The organism is Thermosynechococcus sp. PKX95 (genome assembly GCF_031583295.1).
Taxonomy (GTDB): domain Bacteria; phylum Cyanobacteriota; class Cyanobacteriia; order Thermosynechococcales; family Thermosynechococcaceae; genus Thermosynechococcus.
Map to the genome: position 1 here is coordinate 2,116,317 of NZ_CP134171.1, position 17,377 is coordinate 2,133,693.

Here is a 17,377-nt window from a genome sequence, read left to right on the forward strand (position 1 = left end):
GGATGTTAATTTTTTTTGCGATTTTGCTCCCCTCTAAACCCGAGAACCCCTCAGGTTACAATGAGAATCCATCTTACCCATCACACTCTATGGACAGCGTCCACTGGCAGCAGGTTCACCACTACACTGACATCCTCTACCACAAAACGACGGGCATTGCCAAAATTACGATTAACCGTCCCCACAAGCGCAATGCCTTTCGTCCCCAAACTATTGTGGAAATGAGTCAGGCCTTTGAGGATGCCCGCAACGATCCCACGATTGGCGTTGTCTTGCTCACCGGGGCAGGCCCCCACACCGATGGTAAGTATGCCTTTTGTGCGGGTGGTGACCAACGTATTCGGGGTGAGGCAGGCTATCTGGATGATCAGGGGGTAGCACGGCTGAATGTGCTGGATCTGCAACGGCAAATTCGCTCCCTGCCAAAGGTGGTGATTGCCCTTGTGGCCGGCTATGCCATTGGCGGTGGCCATGTGCTGCACTTGGTCTGTGACCTCACCATTGCTGCTGAGAATGCCATTTTTGGTCAAACGGGGCCACGGGTGGGTAGTTTTGATGCGGGGTTTGGTGCGAGTTATCTTGCCCGCATTGTCGGCCAGAAAAAAGCCCGTGAAATTTGGTTTCTCTGTCGACAATATACAGCTCAGGAAGCCTTAGCGATGGGTCTAGTCAATGCTGTTGTCCCCGTTGAGGAACTGGAGGCTGAGGGGATCCGCTGGGCGCAAGAGATTCTCACCAAAAGTCCCTTGGCCATTCGCTGCTTGAAGGCGGCCTTTAATGCCGATTGTGATGGTCAAGCCGGCCTACAGGAATTAGCCGGCAATGCAACCTTGCTGTACTACCTCACTGAAGAGAGTGCCGAGGGCAAAAACGCCTTTTTGGAAAAACGTCCCCCCAACTTTCAGCAGTTCCCTTGGCGCCCCTAAGGGATGCGCTAGAGTAGGAGCATGTGGCATTGGGAGAGTTCCATGTGTATCTGTGTTAACTGCGCCCTTGTGGATCGCTGTACCACATACTATGCCGTTGAGGAGCAGCACCAACAGCCCCATCTGACCCTCACGCCAGACTTTGACCCAATTGAGCCGACGATCAATATCAACATCCGTACCCAAGGGGAAGAGATTCTATTGGAGTGGGATGTGGTTGGTTGTGCCAGTTTCGTCGAAGAACAGGGACGGTGGGCAAAACTGCGTCCGGGAGAATTGATTCCCACCTAAATCTGATGGTTAGCCGGCGATCGCGGCAAATTGCGGCAATTTGATGTTCTCTTCTAGCGGCACTCATGGGACAAAGCCGGCTAAGACAACAGCTTGATCTATTTCTGCACGCACCACAGGTAGAAATCAGCCTGTTGGTTTTGATCCTCATATGGGTACTTTTAGTGGTGGTCGATCTTTTCTGGGTACAGCCCGGCCACCCTAATTTTTTTCTGATGCTGGCGGATTTGCCCCTACGGCTGTGCTTTGTTGTTGAGTTATTCCTACGCTTTGCGATCGCCCGCAAAAAGCAACGATTTTTCCGCCACTACTGGCTTGATCTAGTCGCAATTTTACCGATGCCGCCCCAGTGGCCCCTGTTTCGTCTGCTGCCCCTTTTGCGCCTACCCCGTGCCTCGATTCTGATAAACCGCAACCTACACTACATTTCTCCCCAGATTTCTGGTCTCTACGGTGCCCAAATTTCAGCACTGTTAATCATTGTGTTGATCATGCTCTTTGGGGGACTGGCTTTTTATATTATCGAAGGAACCTCAAACCCAGACATCGAGACCCTTGGGGATGCCCTGTGGTACAGCTTCTTTTCCTTAGTGTCCGCCGAACCCATTGGTGCCTATCCCAAAACCCATGCCGGGCGGATCATTACCCTAGTGGTGGTTTTGTCGGGGCTGACCTTGTTTGCAGTGTTTACAGGGGTGGTGTCTGCCTTTATGGTGCAGCGGTTGCAATCAGTCATGAGCATTAAGAACTTTGACTTGGATGAGTTGCGCAACCACATTATTCTCTGTGGCTGGAATCGCAGTGCCCCCCTAGTGTTGCAGGAGTTGCAAACCGATCCCCAAACCCGCCATGCACCGATTGTCATTGTTGCTGAACTGGAACAGTTGCCCTTGAGTGAGTTGCGGAGAGTAGATCAAAATCGCCTCTACTTTTATTCGGGAGACTATACCCGCATTGACGTTTTAGAGAAGGTGCAGATTTACCACGCCTCCCGTGCCATTCTCTTGGCGGATACCAGCCAGCCCCGCAGTGATCAAGACCGCGATGCCCGAACGGTTCTCGCTGCACTGACCATGGAAAAACTCAATCCAACGATTTACACCTGTGCCCAGCTTTTGGATCGCAATAATAATGTGCAACTTCAGGCGGCAGGGGTGGAAGATGTGGTGGTGGCTGATGAAATGGCGGGTCATCTCATTGGCAATGCGGTGCGCAATCAAGGGGCGATGGATGTCTTTGCCGAACTCCTAACGGTACAGGTGGGCAATCAATTTTATCGGCTGCCTTTGCCGTCAACGCTGGCAGGCAAAACCTTTTGGTATGCGCAACGACACCTCAAGGAGCAGTACGATGCCCTCTTAGTCGCTGTGGAACGTCGCATTGAGGGGCGTCGCCAGACGGAGGTTAACCCACCAATGGACTATGAGCTGCAAGGGGGGGACTATGTGGTTGTGATTGCGCGGCAGTATCCACAGTGGGGATAGGGTGATGGAAATTGCCTCCCAAGTAGAGCTGCCCTTTCCCCGCGAGCACGTCTATCGTACCTATCGCGATCGCCTGCCTGAGTTAGTCAACTGGATGCCCAATGTGCGTAAAATTGAGGTGCAAGAGCGCAGGGAACAGCCTGAGATCTTAGAGATGGTTCTGGTCTGGCATGGGGGTGGCGAAATTCCGGCAGCGGCTCGGGCACTGCTGAGTGAGGCAATGCTCTCGTGGACGGACTACACCCATTGGGACGATCGCCACTATCTCACCCGCTGGCGCATTGCACCCCATGCCTTTACCGAGGCCATTGACTGCCAAGGGGAAAATCAATTCATTGCTGTGGGTGACTCAACAATTATCACTAGCCGAGGTCATCTACGCATTGATCCAAAACGCATTCCGGGGGTACCCTCCTTCCTAGCTGGCATGATTGCTCGCGCTGTGGAGGAGTATCTCGGCCAACGCATCGAACCCAATTTTCAGCAGTTGGCAGCCAGTGTCGCAGCATTTTTGCGTGCTCAAGGATAACGATCAGCGATGAAAATCTTGGAGCAAACGGACTATCGCTTGCGCTTGCGGGAGCGCCCTTTGCTGAGTTGGTTTATGGGTGGGGTGTTTGCTCTTGTACCTACGTTGATGCTCAGCTTCTTTCCTGTTACAGAAATTCACTGCCAACGCCAAACCCTACCCTATGAATGTATTGCCACCACAACCTCCTTCGTGAGCCAAGAGCGGGTGAAAATTCCGCTTCCTCTACTGCGACAGGCAAAGTTGGAGGACTACATTGACAGCGAAGGCGATCGCATGTACCGCGTTGTTCTTGAAATAGCGGGCAACTCAACCATATTAGGCGTTGCCTCCTCGGAGCCGGGCGATCGCGCCGCCATGGTGCAGCAAATTAATCAGTTCTTAGCCAATCCCAATCAAACCGAACTTTCAGCGCGTGTGGACGATCGCTGGCTCATTGGGATCATTGCGGGGGTGTTCTTTCTGGTAGGGATGAGTTTCATTTCTTTCGCATCCGTCTTAACACTGGATTTGGATCGGGGCAGTGGCACCTTGACGATTCTCCATGCAAATTTTTTCCGCCGCACTCAGAAGGAATTGCACTTGCGCGCGATCAGGGACATTGCGATTGAAAGCTCCGTGGATTCTGATGGCGATCGCTTCTATCGCGTCGTGGTGCACCTCACTTCTGGCGAGACAGTTCCCCTGCGGCAGTACTACAGTAGCGGCTATGACAGCAAGAAAAAACTCGCTAATCTCCTGCGGCGGTTTCTCTATCTGCCACCTCTATAAATCGTCCTGCGGGTGTGGCGCTGGCCTGTTGATTACACTGAAGATGATGGCATAATGCATTCACGGTCGGTGGGGTTTTGCCCTCAATTATCCTCAATTATCACTATGCAACCAACGGATCCAACAAAGTTTACTGATAAAGCATGGGAAGCCATTGTTAAGTCCCAAGATGTGGCACGGGAATATCGCAGCCAATATCTGGAAACAGAGCACTTGATGATTGCCCTCCTGCGCGAAGAAGGACTGGGGCAACTGATCTTTGAACGAGCGGATATTGACACTGAATGGGTTCTCAAGCGGCTGATAGACTTTGCCAAACAGCAACCCCGCGTGCCAACGGGAAGCGAACTCTACTGTGGCCGCAGCTTGGATGCTCTCCTTGATGAAGCCAATCGTCTGCGCCAAGAGCAAGAGGATCAGTTTATTTCGATTGAGCATCTTGTCCTCGCATTTGTGGGCGATCGCCGTATTGGTCAACGTCTGTTCCGCGCTTTGAATTGCGATCGCGAGCAGTTGGCGGCCACCGTCAAAGCCATTCGCGGCGCCCAAAAAGTCTTAGACCAAAACCCCGAAAATAAATACGCTGCCCTTGAAAAGTACGGTCGCGATCTCACCGAAGCAGCCCGCCAAGGTAAACTAGATCCGGTCATTGGCCGCGATGAGGAAATCCGCCGCGTCATTCAAGTGCTCTCGCGCCGCACTAAGAATAATCCCGTGCTCATCGGCGAACCTGGAGTTGGGAAAACGGCGATTGCCGAAGGTCTTGCCCAGCGGATTATCAATGGCGATGTACCCGAATCCCTGAAAAATCGGCGGTTGATTTCCCTTGATCTGGGGAGTCTGGTGGCGGGTGCCAAGTTTCGCGGTGACTTTGAAGATCGCCTCAAGGCGGTTCTCCACGAAGTGACCCATTCCGACGGTCAAATTGTTCTCTTTATTGATGAATTGCACACCGTGGTTGGTGCCGGTGCCAATCAAAACGCCTCGATGGATGCCAGCAACCTCCTGAAGCCGATGTTGGCGCGGGGCGAACTGCGCTGTATTGGTGCCACCACCCTAGACGAGTACCGCAAGCATATTGAGAAGGATGCTGCCCTCGAGCGTCGCTTCCAGCAGGTGTATATTGGCCAACCCAGCGTTGAGGATACAATCTCAATTTTGCGGGGTCTCAAGGATCGCTACGAAATTCACCACAACGTCAAAATTACTGACTCGGCATTGGTGGCAGCGGCGATGCTTTCGGATCGGTATATTAGCGATCGCTTTTTGCCCGACAAGGCCATTGATCTCGTGGATGAAGCGGCGGCCAAACTGAAAATGGAAATCACCACCAAGCCCGCTGAACTGGAAGCCCTTGAGCGACGCCTGCGGCAACTGGAGATGGAAAAACTCTCCCTCAAGCAGGAAGAAAGTCTGCCCCTGAGCCAAGTGCCACTGCAAGCCACCCGCGATCGCCTGCAGCGCATTGAAGAGGAAATTGCCCAACTGCAACCGCGACAACAGGCCATGCAAGCCCGCTGGCAAGCCGAAAAAGACCTCCTAGAGCGCATCAACAGCCTCAAAGAAGAGGAAGATCAGGTAAAGCTGCAAATCGAGCAAGCGGAGCGGGACTACAACCTCAACAAAGCTGCTCAACTTAAATATGGTCGCCTCGAGACGCTGCAACGGGAATTGGAAAGCACCGAAGCACAACTTTTGGAACTTCAGGCCGAAGGTGGCACCTTTTTGCGCGATCAAGTCACCGAAGCCGACATTGCTGAAATTGTTGCCAAGTGGACGGGAATTCCGCTGCAAAAATTAATGGCCTCAGAACGGCAAAAACTCCTGCAACTGGAACAAGTCCTCCATCAGCGGGTGATTGGTCAAACCGATGCCGTGGCCGCCGTGGCCGCAGCGATTCGCCGAGCGCGAGCCGGCATGAAAGACCCTGCCCGTCCCATTGGTTCCTTTCTCTTTATGGGTCCCACGGGGGTGGGCAAAACAGAACTGGCCCGTGCTCTTGCCGAAGCCCTCTTTGATGATGAAAATGCCCTTGTGCGCATTGATATGTCGGAGTACATGGAAAAACACGCTGTCTCCCGCATGATTGGCGCACCACCGGGGTATGTCGGCTTTGACAGTGGCGGTCAACTGACGGAAGCGATTCGCCGTCGTCCCTATGCCGTGGTTCTGTTTGACGAGGTGGAAAAAGCCCATCCGGAAGTGTTCAACGTGCTCTTGCAGGTGCTCGATGATGGCCGCGTCACTGATTCCCAGGGGCGAACGGTGGACTTCCGCAATACCGTGATCATTATGACCAGCAACTTGGGCAGCGAGCATATTTTAGATTTGGCCGGGGATGACAGTCGCTATGAGGAAATGCGCCAACGGGTACTCCAAAGTGCGCAAAAGTATTTTCGCCCCGAATTTCTCAACCGCATTGATGACTTGATCCTCTTCCATGGCCTAGGGCGGGCTGAACTGGCACAGATTGCTCAAATTCAACTGCGACGGGTGGAGAAACTCCTTGCGGATCAAAAAATTCGCCTGCGCCTCACCCCGGCAGCGCTAGATCATTTGGTGGCGGTGGGCTTTGATCCAGTCTATGGGGCACGTCCTCTGAAACGCGCCATTCAACGGGAATTGGAGAACCCCCTCGCCGTGAAGATCCTTGAAGAGGTCTTTGCACCCGGCGATACGATTTTGGTAGATTTGGTCAATGGTGAGTTGACCTTTAGCCCTGCCAACCTCGCAGGTGCAGGCGATCGCGACACCGTCACCGCCTCCTCAGCCTTCAGTAACCGACTCGACAACCGACTCGACAGGAAAGAAGCGTGAAAGTTATTACCATTTATCACAACAAGGGTGGTGTAGGGAAAACTACTGTTGCTGTCAACTTAGCAGCTGCCTTTCGTTGTCGGGAAAAGCGGGTTTTGGTTATTGACATGGACTCTCAAGCCAATACGACCTTTGCCACTGGCTTAATGAGTTTTCTGTTTGAAGAGGAGGATACACTGCGGGATGCTCATATCTTCCATGTGCTCAGATATGCCGATGAGTATCCCATTGAAAAAGTGGTTAGGAAATCCCAGTCTTTTAATCACCCAGAGATTGATGTTGTCCCTGCCCATATTGATTTAGTGAGCATTGAAACCCGTGATCTCCTGAAGGAGATTGATGCCATTCATCTACAACTGCTTATGAAGTTAGAAGCACTCAAGGATGCCTACGATATTGTCATCATAGATGCACCGCCAGCTTGGGATCTCTACGCCGAAATTGCCCTGATTGCCTCAGATTATCTCATTATTCCCTCAGATTTTAAGCCCTTTGCCAATCAAGGCCTAAAGTACGTCATGTCGTTTGTGAAAGATATTAATCGACGATTTGCAGACTTGCGGGTCAAGTTGGGTAAAAAACCCTTAGATATTGTGGGAATTTTGCCCTCAAAAATTCATGGCCGAACTAAGAATTCAAGTAAGTTTATTGCTGTTCAAAAAGCAATTACGAATAAGTATCCTCTGAAAATTCTAGAGACAATTATCACCGAATCTGTTGACTTATCCAATAGCCTCAATCGCGTGACTGCCAGTGGCGATAGTGAAATACCAGCCCCCCAATCTATTTTTCGCTTTAAGCCCAATTCAAATTCTGCCCGTGAATTCAATGATTTGGTAGATGAACTCAATTGGATCACTCAGTCCTAGTCAACCCTAAAATGCAATGGTCAATAGCAAACGTATTCAATTGACAGCGATTGAACTGAGCCCTGACCTTGTGCCCGCAGATCAGGGAAGGATAGAGGAACTGGCTAGTTCAATTCTCAAAGCAGGTATCTGTTTTCCACCGCTAGTGGTGCGGCGTTTGGGCGATCGCTTAGCCTGTCATCGCTTCAAACTCTTGTCAGGTCATCAGCAGTATTATGCTGCCCAAAAAGCCAATCTTAAAGAAATCAATGCCCTGATTATTGAAGAAAATGATACGCCAGAAATAGAAACTGCAATTCTCAGTCAAATTCAGTCTAACTCCACAATTTCTGAAGTAACAGAAGCACAAAACCAAGAACAAACTACAGAGCCTTTAGCTTTTGACTCACCAGCGAGCAACTCCAACGGAAATCTTACCAAGACACTCCTTCAGCAGCTTCTAGAGCAAAATCAAGCTATTTTTCAGTCCCTAAAAGAAATGGAGGCAGCCCTAGTAAACATCAATGCCAAACTAGATAACTTACCACTGCCACAGGTGTCACCCCCCACACCAACAACAACACTATCAGGCTCCTCGGTAGATCGCAACCAACCTCAGTTAAAAATACGCTTGCTTAATCAAGGCTCCAGAGCCGAAATCCAACAGTGGCTTATAAATGCAGGAGTAGGTGAAACAAGCCGTCGAAAATATATCAAAGAGATTATTGAGTTTCGTACTCAATCTCCCTTTCAGTCTCTCATTCACCTTAAAGAAATTTTGAACCTGAGACCCCAGACCCTTACAAAACTCGAAAAGTGCCCCGTACCAGCAAGTTTGAGTTTTCTTCACTAGGCCGTGCCAGTTAACCATTGGCCACCGCATAATCCAACTGTTGCTCCCACAGCAAGGGCGATCGCTGGGTGCCATTTGAGGCGCGTAATCGCCACAAGGGAAAAGACCAAGAGCACGCTATTGAGAATGAGACTGACGGGCTGATTGAGGTGGACAATGGCAGGCGCAAGGTTAATGGCTGCTGACAACACCATACCCACCACCGCAGGATTGACCCCTGCCAAAAATTGCTTCACCCGTTGGAGATGCTTCACCACTTGATAGTAGTGGGCAAGAGCAAACATCAATAATAGGGATGGCAAAAATAAGGCCACGGTTGCCAAAAAGGCACCACCAATACCAGCAACACGGAATCCCGCAAAAGTGGCAATGACAGCGATCGGCCCTGGGGTCAATTGACTAATAGCCACACCATCAATAAATTCCTGCTGCGTCAGCCAATGCAACTGATCGATCAACAGTTGTTTCAACACGGGGATCAGGACAAAGCCACCACCAAAGAAAACAATGCCCACTTTGAGGAAGGTAAGCACTAGGGTCAGCCACTGAACGGGTTGAAAAGAGGCAGTGGCCATTTGGGCAGCTTGGTGGGGTAGGGTCTGGATCGCTAGGGGTAAGCCAACGAGGGCGGATTTTTGGGAAGTTTGGAGTTTTGTGGTTTTTGTCGGTGGGCTGAGTTGGAGAATGAGACCAATAATGCCACCACTGCCAAGGATGAGCAAGGGATTAATGTGGGTCAAACTGCCGAGACAGGCCGCAATGGCGATCGCGATCGTGACCGTCGAGCGCACAGACTTTTGCCCCATTGACCAGACTGCTGCCAAGATGATGCCAATGACCACTGGCGTTAGCCCCGCTAGGGCACCTTGCAATGAGGGAATCGTATGAAACCCAAAATAGAGCCAAGATAGTAAAATCACCGCCACAACGGACGGCAGCAGAAAGGTCAGACTACCCAACAGACCGCCCCAAAAGCCATGGAGGCGATAACCAATAAAGAGCGCCGTATTGACTGGGAACGATCCTAGGATTTGGCTGAGGGCAACCCCATGCAGAAATTCATCAATGGCCAAGAGCCGCCGTCGCTTGACAAACTCATTTTCCATGAGGGCGATCATGGCAATTCCACCGCCAAAGCCAATACTGCCCAGTTTCAGAAATACAGCGGTCATTTCCCAGAGATTCAGAGGCAGGGGGGACGATGACTCTTCGATCTCGGACTCTAGCATGGGTTCCTCGCAATGGCTGTAGCTAATTATGTTTTCTTATATTGCCATATAGTTAAATAATAAACAAGAGGGAATGAGGTCAATTGTAGATAAAGTAAAAAAATGTGAAACAAACCTTGACAGAGTCTTAGTACTTAACTTAGGATTTTGGCTAAATTATATTAGTCATAAAACTTCTTGCAAAAATTTAGACTATGCTCGACAAGCTCTCTAAATCACCAACCTACCTAAAAACCATGACCGCTATTGGCATCGTGGGTCTAATTGTTACTCTAATTGAAGAAAAAAGCAGTGAAAGTAAAGGAGATACAACGGCTGTAGACGAGGCTAGGAAACGAAGAGAGTTTATTACCAAAGCTACAGCACGGAGTTTAATCAAATTGCTTTGGAATAACAACAATCTTTAAGAGTTAAGGAACCCTGTCCATCAGTCAAGGCGCCAAGTACTGTATCTTTACAGAATCATTGACCTTAAGTCCCAATTCAGCGGCGCGGCCACCTGCCAGTTCTAAAACGGCATCGACTGGAACCCCAGATTCGTAGGTGGGGCAGGGCAGGGTTTCGCAGGGGGGCGCTGCGGGGGCGATCGCTACCACTTTACCGTCCCTAAGAAAAATCAAGTCCAAGGAAATGAGACAGTTTTTCATCCAGAAGCTAGCCACTTGAGGCGGAGAGATGGGAAACAGCATCCCGCGATCGGGGGGTAACTCCGAACGAAACATCAAGCCCAACTGCTGCTGTGCCGGCGTGCGTGCCACTTCCAACTGAATCCATGTATCGTGAATGCGCGCCTTGGCCGTAATGGGTAGATATTGCGGAATGCCGCGAACCACTTGCGGGGGTGCGGCCGGATCCCCTTGGCTCAGACTTTGACAGCCCAGCAGTAACCCCAACGTGACCAATCCCAGAACCAGCCAGCGTAACTTAGGCTTCACGGAGAACATAGCCCACTCCTCGCACTGTGTGAATCAATCGTTTTTCGCCATCGGGTTCAATCTTCAACCGCAGATAGCGAATATACACTTCAATGACGTTGGATTCTCCCAAAAAGTCATAGCCCCAGACATTTTCTAAAATTTGCTCACGGGTAAGGACTTCGCGGGGATGCTCCATGAGAAACTTCAGTAGTTCATACTCCTTCATCGTTAGATCGATCGTGCGTCCATTGCGCTCCGCCCGCCGCGTCAAGAGATCAAGAGTCAAATTATCAAATCGCAACACCTCACTTTGGGTGACTGGCGGCTTCAGATAAAGCTGAATCATTTGCAAAAAGGGCTTGGGACTATAGGGCAGCAGTAGGTAATCATCGGCACCCGACTCCAGCACCGCCACCCGATCCTCTAGGCGATCGCTCTCCAGCATCAGTAGAATTGGCAAACTAATCCCCTGCTGGCGCAACCGCTGGCACAACTCCATACTGTTGAGCCGCCCCAAATAGCGATCCATGATGATCAGGGCAGGCTGCCATTCTGCGCAGGCCAAGTGACATTCCTTTTCCGTTGTTGCAATCACGGGGTCATAGCCTGCGGCTTGGAGGTCTTGCCCCATGCGCTGTGACAAGGGGTTGTCAGCGCAGACCAAAAGTAAACGTGAAGGGGGAGAATTTAGCTCCATCTCAATCATCCCTACTATGAAGATCTTACTTTCAGCTTATGCCTTGTGGGAAAATGTTCAAAAGTGCGCCCGTAGCTCAGCGGAATAGAGCACTCGCCTTCTAAGCGATTGGTCGTTGGTTCGAGTCCAACCGGGCGCGTCTAACCTGCTATCGTTGATGGGGAGCGTATTGGAGTGTAAGAATCCTCGCAATGAGTCCTAAATATCGCCGCGTATTGCTCAAATTGAGCGGTGAAGCCCTCATGGGCAACCTGAACTACGGCATTGATCCAAAAGTGGTGCAGGCATTTGCCAGCGAAATTGCTCAGGTGGTGCAAGCGGGAGTTCAAACTGCCATTGTGGTGGGGGGTGGCAATATCTTTCGCGGTGTGAAAGGAGCGGCTGCTGGCATGGATCGGGCGACCGCAGACTACATCGGTATGATTGCCACCGTTATGAATGCCATGACCCTGCAGGACGCCCTCGAACAAATGAATGTCCCTACGCGGGTACAAACTGCCATTGCCATGCAGGAGGTGGCCGAACCCTACATTCGTCGCCGTGCCATTCGCCATCTGGAAAAGGGCCGGGTGGTCATCTTTGGAGCCGGGTCAGGAAATCCCTTTTTTACCACTGACACAACAGCCGCCCTGCGAGCTGCCGAAATTGATGCCGAAGTGATCTTCAAAGCCACTAAAGTCGATGGCGTCTATGATGCCGATCCCCACAAAAATCCGAATGCGCGTCGCTACCGCAGTCTCACCTACACCCATGCCCTCACCCATAACTTGGCGGTGATGGACAGTACAGCGATCGCCCTGTGTAAAGATAATGATATCCCCATTATTGTGTTTAGTTTAGAAACGGCCGGTAATATCTACCGTGCCTTGACTGGGGAACCCATTGGTACGATGGTTGGAGGCTCCTGTGAAATTAGCTGATGTCGAAGAGCGGATGCAAAAATCGGTTGAAGCAACCCAGCATGACTTTAATAGTATCCGCACGGGTCGCGCCAACGCGGCGTTATTAGACCGGGTGATGGTGGATTACTACGGCACGGAAACCCCCTTGCGCTCCTTGGCCAACATCTCTACCCCCGATGCAACCACGATTTTGATTCAGCCCTACGATCGCTCCACATTGGCCAGCATTGAAAAAGCCATTCAACTCTCTGACTTAGGATTGACGCCCAACAACGATGGCTCCAGCGTCCGCCTCAATATTCCGCCCTTGACCACAGAGCGACGCAAAGAACTGGTGAAAACTGCCGCCAAAATTGCCGAAGGGGGCAAAGTTGCCATTCGCAACATCCGTCGTGATGCCATTGATCACATCAAAAAAGAGGGCAAAGCCGGCGAACTCACTGAAGATGAAGTGAAAGACTTGCAAGAGAAAGTGCAAAAGCTCACCGATAAATACATCGGTAAAATTGATGCCCTGCTCGCCGAGAAAGAAAAGGACATTATGACCGTATAGGCTAGGTGCCCGGCAAGTGCCGCAGTTCGGGACTCAGGTGCGATCGCTCCGCAAGGGCAAGGAGCAATGGCCCACGGGAGGTATATTCGACAATACTGACACTGGCTACTGGGGCAGCAATGCGATCGCGAAATCGTCCCACATCAATACCCAGAAGACCACAGAGCATAATCCGAATGGTGGCCTTGTGGGAAACCAGCAGAACATTGCCGTCGGGATACTCCCGCTCAATTTCTAAGAGAACGGCATTACTGCGGTAGTAGATGTCAATCCCCCGCTCACCCCCTGTGGGCGCATTCCAGCCCGGATCCGCCAGCCAGCGCACATAATCATCGTGGAACTTGGCATTCACCTCTTCCGGGGAGAGGCCTTCCCACTGACCATAGTAAATTTCCCGCAGACCATCGCGAACCTGCATTTGAAGACCCACGCGATCGCACAAAAACTGTGCCGTGGTTCGAGTGCGCAACGTTGGACTGACAAAGACGGCTTGCCAAGGCAACTGAGCATAGTGTTCGGCAAAGGCCTCAGCCATCGCTAGACCGGCATCCGTTAAGGGTGGATCCAGTTCTCCACAGTAGGCATTGGCGCGACTAAAGCTAGTTTGCCCGTGGCGCAAGAAATAGAGTGTTAAGACCACAACCTTCACCCCATACCGCTAGGGGCAGCATAGTCGAGGGGCACAAAGCTCGTCAACGCTGAGTCGTGTCCAATACACTCAATGTAACGCCTTGGTAATAATGCCCCAAAATTTGGTCGTAGGTGTAGCCCTGTAATGCCATACCGTAAGCCCCCCATTGACTCATGCCCAAGCCATGACCGTGACCCCGGCCAGTAATTGTAAAGGCCACTGGCACACTTTGCCCCCTTTGACTGGCCACGTTGCCATACTCTGGCGTAATCGTCAGTAGGGTACTGCGCAATCCCAACACCCGCCGTAGTTCACTACCTGAAATGGTGCGGCTACCTGCTGTGCCCACCACTTGCACTGCCATGACTCGCCCTTGGGGAGTCAATTGCAAGGGGCGAAAGCCAACGATGGTACCAATACCGGGGAGGCGTTGTTGCAGTTGTGCCGCCGTGAAACGCACCGTCCACTGAAAGTTGGGGGAGATTTGGTCAAAGTCAGGGGTACCGCGCAGGTAGGGAACGGCATTTTGCCAAATGTGCTCTGAATTTTCGGTGTGACCCCCTGAGGAGGCATGGAAGACGGCTTCAATGATTTGGCCATTGTAGGTGAGCACTTGACCGCGTGTGGCGGCAACGGCAGCTAGGGTACTGGCGGTTTCTGAACTGACCCCCGGATACACCTGATGGGTGACGGTGGCACCGACATCAAAAAGACTACCGGGACGACGGCGTTCGCGATCGCGCCGAAAGAGGACAAAGGAACGGGAGGCCACCGCTTGAGCTTTGAGGGCTTCCAGCGGCCAAGAGGGATACATTTCCTTGCCCACGACACTGGGCAGATACTCCTCTAAATCCACAAGGTTGATGGCGATAATCCCCTCACTGGTACTCACCAATTGCAACCGCCCGCGATACCAGCGATCGCCCACCCGCACGAGGCCATGGTCTCGAGGTTCGAGGAAAACTTGCCGCCCCTGCACACCCCCTGCTTGTACCCCCGCCCCCGTGAGCACAGCCGTAATATTCTGCTGCGGTGCCACTGTCAGCACCCGACCCGCCTCATCCCGTAATTGTGCTGGGGTGGAGCTACTGATTGTTACTTGGCGTACCCGATCTAAAACCGCGACCCGCAATTCCACTGCTGCGGCCGTCAGTTGGAGCAGCAGGCTGATCAAGCAGCCGAGACCCAGCGACTGCGACAGAAGACGCCAACGTACAATGAGGTAAAGCATATTCTACTCCTCAGGTAGGCGGCAATGGTGACGATGCCTAGCGGTGTTCGCGCAGACCACTCCAACCAATGGTAATAAAGCCCACTGCCAATAGAAAACTACGAAGTCCTACCCTGAGACGATTCACAAAGGCTTCCTGTTGCGCCCGATTCACCGCTTCCTGTTGTTGGTTGCGGATGCGCTCCCGTGCCTGACCCGCTTGTTTATCAAGGGCTTGGGGGTCTTTTTGTAACTGCTCGAGAATCGCCTGTTGATCGGGGGGCAGTTGATTGCTTTTCAGGAGTTGCTCCAGTTGACCGCTACTGGCCAATTGTTTAATTTGCTGCTGTTCCTGCTCAACCCGAATTTCTGCCTGTGCCGCCTCTTGATTGATTTGGTTGACCGCCTGTTCCGTAATTTGCCCCGTAATCGATAGGTAGAGGGGAATCCCCAGCAGGCAGAGCAATCCTAGCAAACTCGAGAGGACAAAGACCCAAAATCGCCAATCCTTGAGGGCAGGTTCCCCCGGCTCCGGCTGCGTCGTACTGCCAGAAACCGCTTGAATCCAAAAGCCAGTGTAGATAAAGACAAACCCAATCAAGGGGGTGGCACCGCGCTCAATGAATTGGTTAACGACCGTGAGTTGCCACTGGCTATTATTGAACTGGGGAGTAATAAAGAGAATGCTCCACTCGACCAAAAAGGTGAGGAGCAGGATGATTCCCACCAATTTTAGGAACTGAGCCGCCAAGGGGACAGGTCGCTTGGTTGATTTTGAAGCAGTCATGGACTGTGAGTGACTCGTCAACTACTGCATCAACCTTACTGGATTTTGGGGTCGTTGATGCATCTTGGACGCATTGACTCGCCTGTGGTGCTGCTATCTTTGGCTACCGCAACCTTGGTATACTCCAATTGTGCATGGCGCTGATGCGGCTGGGCTGCTTCTCCCCAGTATTGCTCGTTTGCCATCCCTTTGCGCATTGAGGCACAACAAATCCATGGTCATTGTGGCAGTCTTAGCGGCAGGACGAGGCACACGGATGAAATCCTCGCTGCCAAAAGTTCTCCATCCCCTAGGTGGGCGATCGCTGGTGGGCTGGGTTTTGCACCAAGTTCAATCTCTGCAACCGCAACGGCAGTTTGTGATCATTGGTTATGGAGGCGACACAGTGCGGGCTGCCTTAGCGGATCAACCCCACGTGGAGTTTGTCGAGCAGCGCGAACAACTGGGAACGGGTCATGCGGTACAGCAGCTTTTGCCCCACCTCAAGGACTATGAAGGCCATCTTTTGGTACTCAATGGCGATGTGCCCCTCTTGCGTGGGGAGACGCTGGCGAAGTTGCTCGCAGTCCACCAGAAACACAACAATGCGGCCACGATTTTAACGGCACAAATTCCCAACCCCCAGGGCTATGGCCGTGTGATTTGTGACAGTCAGAATATCTTGAAGCAAATTATTGAAGACCGTGACTGCACCACAGCCCAAAAGCAAAACCGCCGCATCAATGCTGGGGTGTATTGTTTCCACTGGCCCCAACTGGCTGCTGTGTTGCCCCATCTCCAATCCAACAATGATCAGCAGGAATACTACCTCACCGATGCCGTCAATGCCCTCAGTCCTGTGATGGCGGTAGACGTGGAAGACTATGAGGAAATTTTGGGCGTTAACGATCGCGTGCAGTTGGCGGCAGCCTATCAAGTGCTGCAAAATCGCATCAAAACTGCTTGGATGCAGGCGGGGGTGACCCTGATTGATCCGGCCAGCATTACCATTGAGGACACCGTGGAGCTGGCTCCCGATGTGGTGATTGAACCCCAAACTCACCTGCGCGGCCAAACCCGTATTGGCAGTGGTAGCATCATTGGCCCCGGCACTTTGATTGAAAACAGTGTGATTGGCGAACGGGTGACGGCTCGCTATGCCGTGATTAGCGACAGTGAGATTGGCCATGATACCCAAGTGGGGCCTTTTGCCCACATCCGCCAGCAAAGCCTGGTTGCCGATCACTGCCGCATTGGTAACTTTGTCGAGCTAAAAAAAGCGCAGTTGGGCAGTGACACCAAGGCCTCTCATCTGTCCTACCTAGGCGATGCCACCTTGGGCGATCGCGTCAATATCGGGGCAGGAACCATTACCGCCAACTACGACGGCGTGCGCAAGCACCCCACCCATATCGGTAGCGGCACCAAGACCGGGGCTAACAGTGTTTTAGTGGCTCCGGTAACCCTCGGCGAAAATGTTACGGTGGCGGCGGGTTCAACGGTGACAGAAGATGTACCGGCTAATGCCCTTGTCATTGCCCGCTGTCGTCAAGTGGTCAAGCCCAACTGGCACCCCAAAGCCTAGCCCGCCCCACAGCAGGGTTCAATGCCCAGCCGCCGCAGGAGCAGATCACTCACCGCATTAGCAACCGCAAACTCGCTATAGAAGCTTTGGGAAAAATCAAACTCTTGCAACTCCGTGACCAGAGCCAAGAGAATGCCGCCAAGATCATGCTCCCCTTCCAGCCGCTGACGGCGGTACACTTGGGCGGCTCGCTGGGCGATCGCTCGATTCACAGCTTCTGGCAAATACTCGGTGTTGAGCCAATCGAGAAGAGCTGCCTCCAACCATGCCGCATCCGCAGTGCAGTCACCACAAGGGGGAAGCTGAATCGGCGGAATCGGGGTACTCATGGCAGAGTCCTAAACTCGTCTGATTATGTTCATCTTATA

General features: G+C 52.1%; 18 protein-coding genes and 1 tRNA gene. 12 read left to right on the plus strand and 7 right to left on the minus strand.

Annotated features, from left to right (window positions below):
• Positions 1 to 89 precede the first annotated feature (89 nt).
• The 8 genes from menB to RHH81_RS10470 all read left to right on the plus strand — a co-directional run bounded on the left by menB (position 90) and on the right by RHH81_RS10470 (position 8,519).
• A complete protein-coding gene (menB, locus tag RHH81_RS10435) occupies positions 90 to 926 on the plus strand; it encodes a 1,4-dihydroxy-2-naphthoyl-CoA synthase (protein WP_206200116.1) in 837 nt (278 codons plus the stop codon).
• Between the two features lie 42 nt (positions 927 to 968).
• Positions 969 to 1,217 carry a Ycf34 family protein gene (locus RHH81_RS10440; RefSeq protein WP_149819240.1) on the plus strand — a complete coding sequence of 83 codons (249 nt, stop codon included), beginning with the start codon at positions 969 to 971 and terminating at the stop codon, positions 1,215 to 1,217.
• Positions 1,218 to 1,381: 164 nt separating this feature from the next.
• Positions 1,382 to 2,701 carry a TrkA-related ion transporter gene (locus RHH81_RS10445; RefSeq protein ID WP_255521454.1) on the plus strand — a complete coding sequence of 440 codons (1,320 nt, stop codon included), beginning with the start codon at positions 1,382 to 1,384 and terminating at the stop codon, positions 2,699 to 2,701.
• A gap of 4 nt (positions 2,702 to 2,705) precedes the next feature.
• On the plus strand, positions 2,706 to 3,230 hold the full coding sequence (locus RHH81_RS10450; protein ID WP_206200117.1) for an SRPBCC family protein: 525 nt from the start codon (positions 2,706 to 2,708) through the stop codon (positions 3,228 to 3,230).
• A 9-nt stretch (positions 3,231 to 3,239) separates the two neighbouring features.
• Positions 3,240 to 4,001 (plus strand): hypothetical protein, encoded by a 762-nt coding sequence (locus RHH81_RS10455; protein ID WP_206200118.1) that lies wholly within the window; start codon positions 3,240 to 3,242, stop codon positions 3,999 to 4,001.
• 105 nt (positions 4,002 to 4,106) lie between these two features.
• Positions 4,107 to 6,818 (plus strand): ATP-dependent chaperone ClpB, encoded by a 2,712-nt coding sequence (gene clpB, locus RHH81_RS10460; RefSeq protein WP_310743017.1) that lies wholly within the window; start codon positions 4,107 to 4,109, stop codon positions 6,816 to 6,818.
• Entirely contained in the window at positions 6,815 to 7,687 is an 873-nt protein-coding gene (locus RHH81_RS10465) for a ParA family protein (protein WP_302678258.1), read from the plus strand. Before clpB ends, RHH81_RS10465 begins: the two co-directional genes overlap by 4 nt.
• Before the next feature lie 16 nt (positions 7,688 to 7,703).
• A complete protein-coding gene (locus RHH81_RS10470) occupies positions 7,704 to 8,519 on the plus strand; it encodes a ParB N-terminal domain-containing protein (protein WP_302678259.1) in 816 nt (271 codons plus the stop codon).
• Here RHH81_RS10470 and chrA read toward each other — a convergent pair.
• From chrA to nblR, 3 genes are all read right to left on the minus strand, one after another.
• Positions 8,516 to 9,748 (minus strand): chromate efflux transporter, encoded by a 1,233-nt coding sequence (chrA, locus tag RHH81_RS10475; RefSeq protein ID WP_310743018.1) that lies wholly within the window; start codon positions 9,746 to 9,748, stop codon positions 8,516 to 8,518. The two genes, RHH81_RS10470 and chrA, sit on opposite strands and share 4 nt — an antisense overlap.
• Positions 9,749 to 10,179: 431 nt before the next feature.
• A complete protein-coding gene (locus RHH81_RS10480; protein ID WP_310743019.1) occupies positions 10,180 to 10,692 on the minus strand; it encodes a DUF192 domain-containing protein in 513 nt (170 codons plus the stop codon).
• Positions 10,673 to 11,362 (minus strand): response regulator transcription factor NblR, encoded by a 690-nt coding sequence (nblR, locus tag RHH81_RS10485; protein ID WP_149819255.1) that lies wholly within the window; start codon positions 11,360 to 11,362, stop codon positions 10,673 to 10,675. Before nblR ends, RHH81_RS10480 begins: the two co-directional genes overlap by 20 nt.
• A 65-nt stretch (positions 11,363 to 11,427) precedes the next feature.
• Here nblR and RHH81_RS10490 point away from each other — a divergent pair.
• The 3 genes from RHH81_RS10490 (at position 11,428) to frr (ending at position 12,817) form a co-directional block, all read left to right on the plus strand.
• A tRNA-Arg gene (locus RHH81_RS10490) sits at positions 11,428 to 11,501 on the plus strand.
• Positions 11,502 to 11,553: 52 nt separating this feature from the next.
• Positions 11,554 to 12,282 (plus strand): UMP kinase, encoded by a 729-nt coding sequence (gene pyrH / locus RHH81_RS10495; RefSeq protein WP_310743020.1) that lies wholly within the window; start codon positions 11,554 to 11,556, stop codon positions 12,280 to 12,282.
• Positions 12,269 to 12,817 carry a ribosome recycling factor gene (gene frr / locus RHH81_RS10500; protein WP_149819259.1) on the plus strand — a complete coding sequence of 183 codons (549 nt, stop codon included), beginning with the start codon at positions 12,269 to 12,271 and terminating at the stop codon, positions 12,815 to 12,817. Before pyrH ends, frr begins: the two co-directional genes overlap by 14 nt.
• Before the next feature lies 1 nt (position 12,818).
• Here the strand turns inward: frr and RHH81_RS10505 are convergent, their stop codons facing one another.
• Genes RHH81_RS10505 through RHH81_RS10515 form a run of 3 tightly spaced genes read right to left on the minus strand, consistent with a single transcriptional unit; the run spans position 12,819 to position 15,445 of the window.
• Positions 12,819 to 13,457, minus strand: coding sequence for a histidine phosphatase family protein (locus RHH81_RS10505; protein ID WP_206200125.1), 639 nt, complete (start codon positions 13,455 to 13,457; stop codon positions 12,819 to 12,821).
• 52 nt (positions 13,458 to 13,509) lie between these two features.
• Positions 13,510 to 14,679, minus strand: coding sequence for a SpoIID/LytB domain-containing protein (locus RHH81_RS10510; RefSeq protein ID WP_302678264.1), 1,170 nt, complete (start codon positions 14,677 to 14,679; stop codon positions 13,510 to 13,512).
• Between the two features lie 37 nt (positions 14,680 to 14,716).
• Positions 14,717 to 15,445 (minus strand): HpsJ family protein, encoded by a 729-nt coding sequence (locus RHH81_RS10515; protein ID WP_310743021.1) that lies wholly within the window; start codon positions 15,443 to 15,445, stop codon positions 14,717 to 14,719.
• A 214-nt stretch (positions 15,446 to 15,659) separates the two neighbouring features.
• Here RHH81_RS10515 and glmU point away from each other — a divergent pair, with 214 nt between their 5' ends.
• Positions 15,660 to 17,009: a bifunctional UDP-N-acetylglucosamine diphosphorylase/glucosamine-1-phosphate N-acetyltransferase GlmU gene (gene glmU / locus RHH81_RS10520; RefSeq protein WP_310743022.1), complete on the plus strand. Its 1,350-nt coding sequence runs from the start codon at positions 15,660 to 15,662 to the stop codon at positions 17,007 to 17,009.
• On the opposite strand, the gene RHH81_RS10525 is transcribed toward glmU, so the two are convergent.
• A complete protein-coding gene (locus RHH81_RS10525; RefSeq protein WP_206200129.1) occupies positions 17,006 to 17,338 on the minus strand; it encodes a hypothetical protein in 333 nt (110 codons plus the stop codon). The two genes, glmU and RHH81_RS10525, sit on opposite strands and share 4 nt — an antisense overlap.
• Between the last annotated feature and the right edge of the window lie 39 nt (positions 17,339 to 17,377).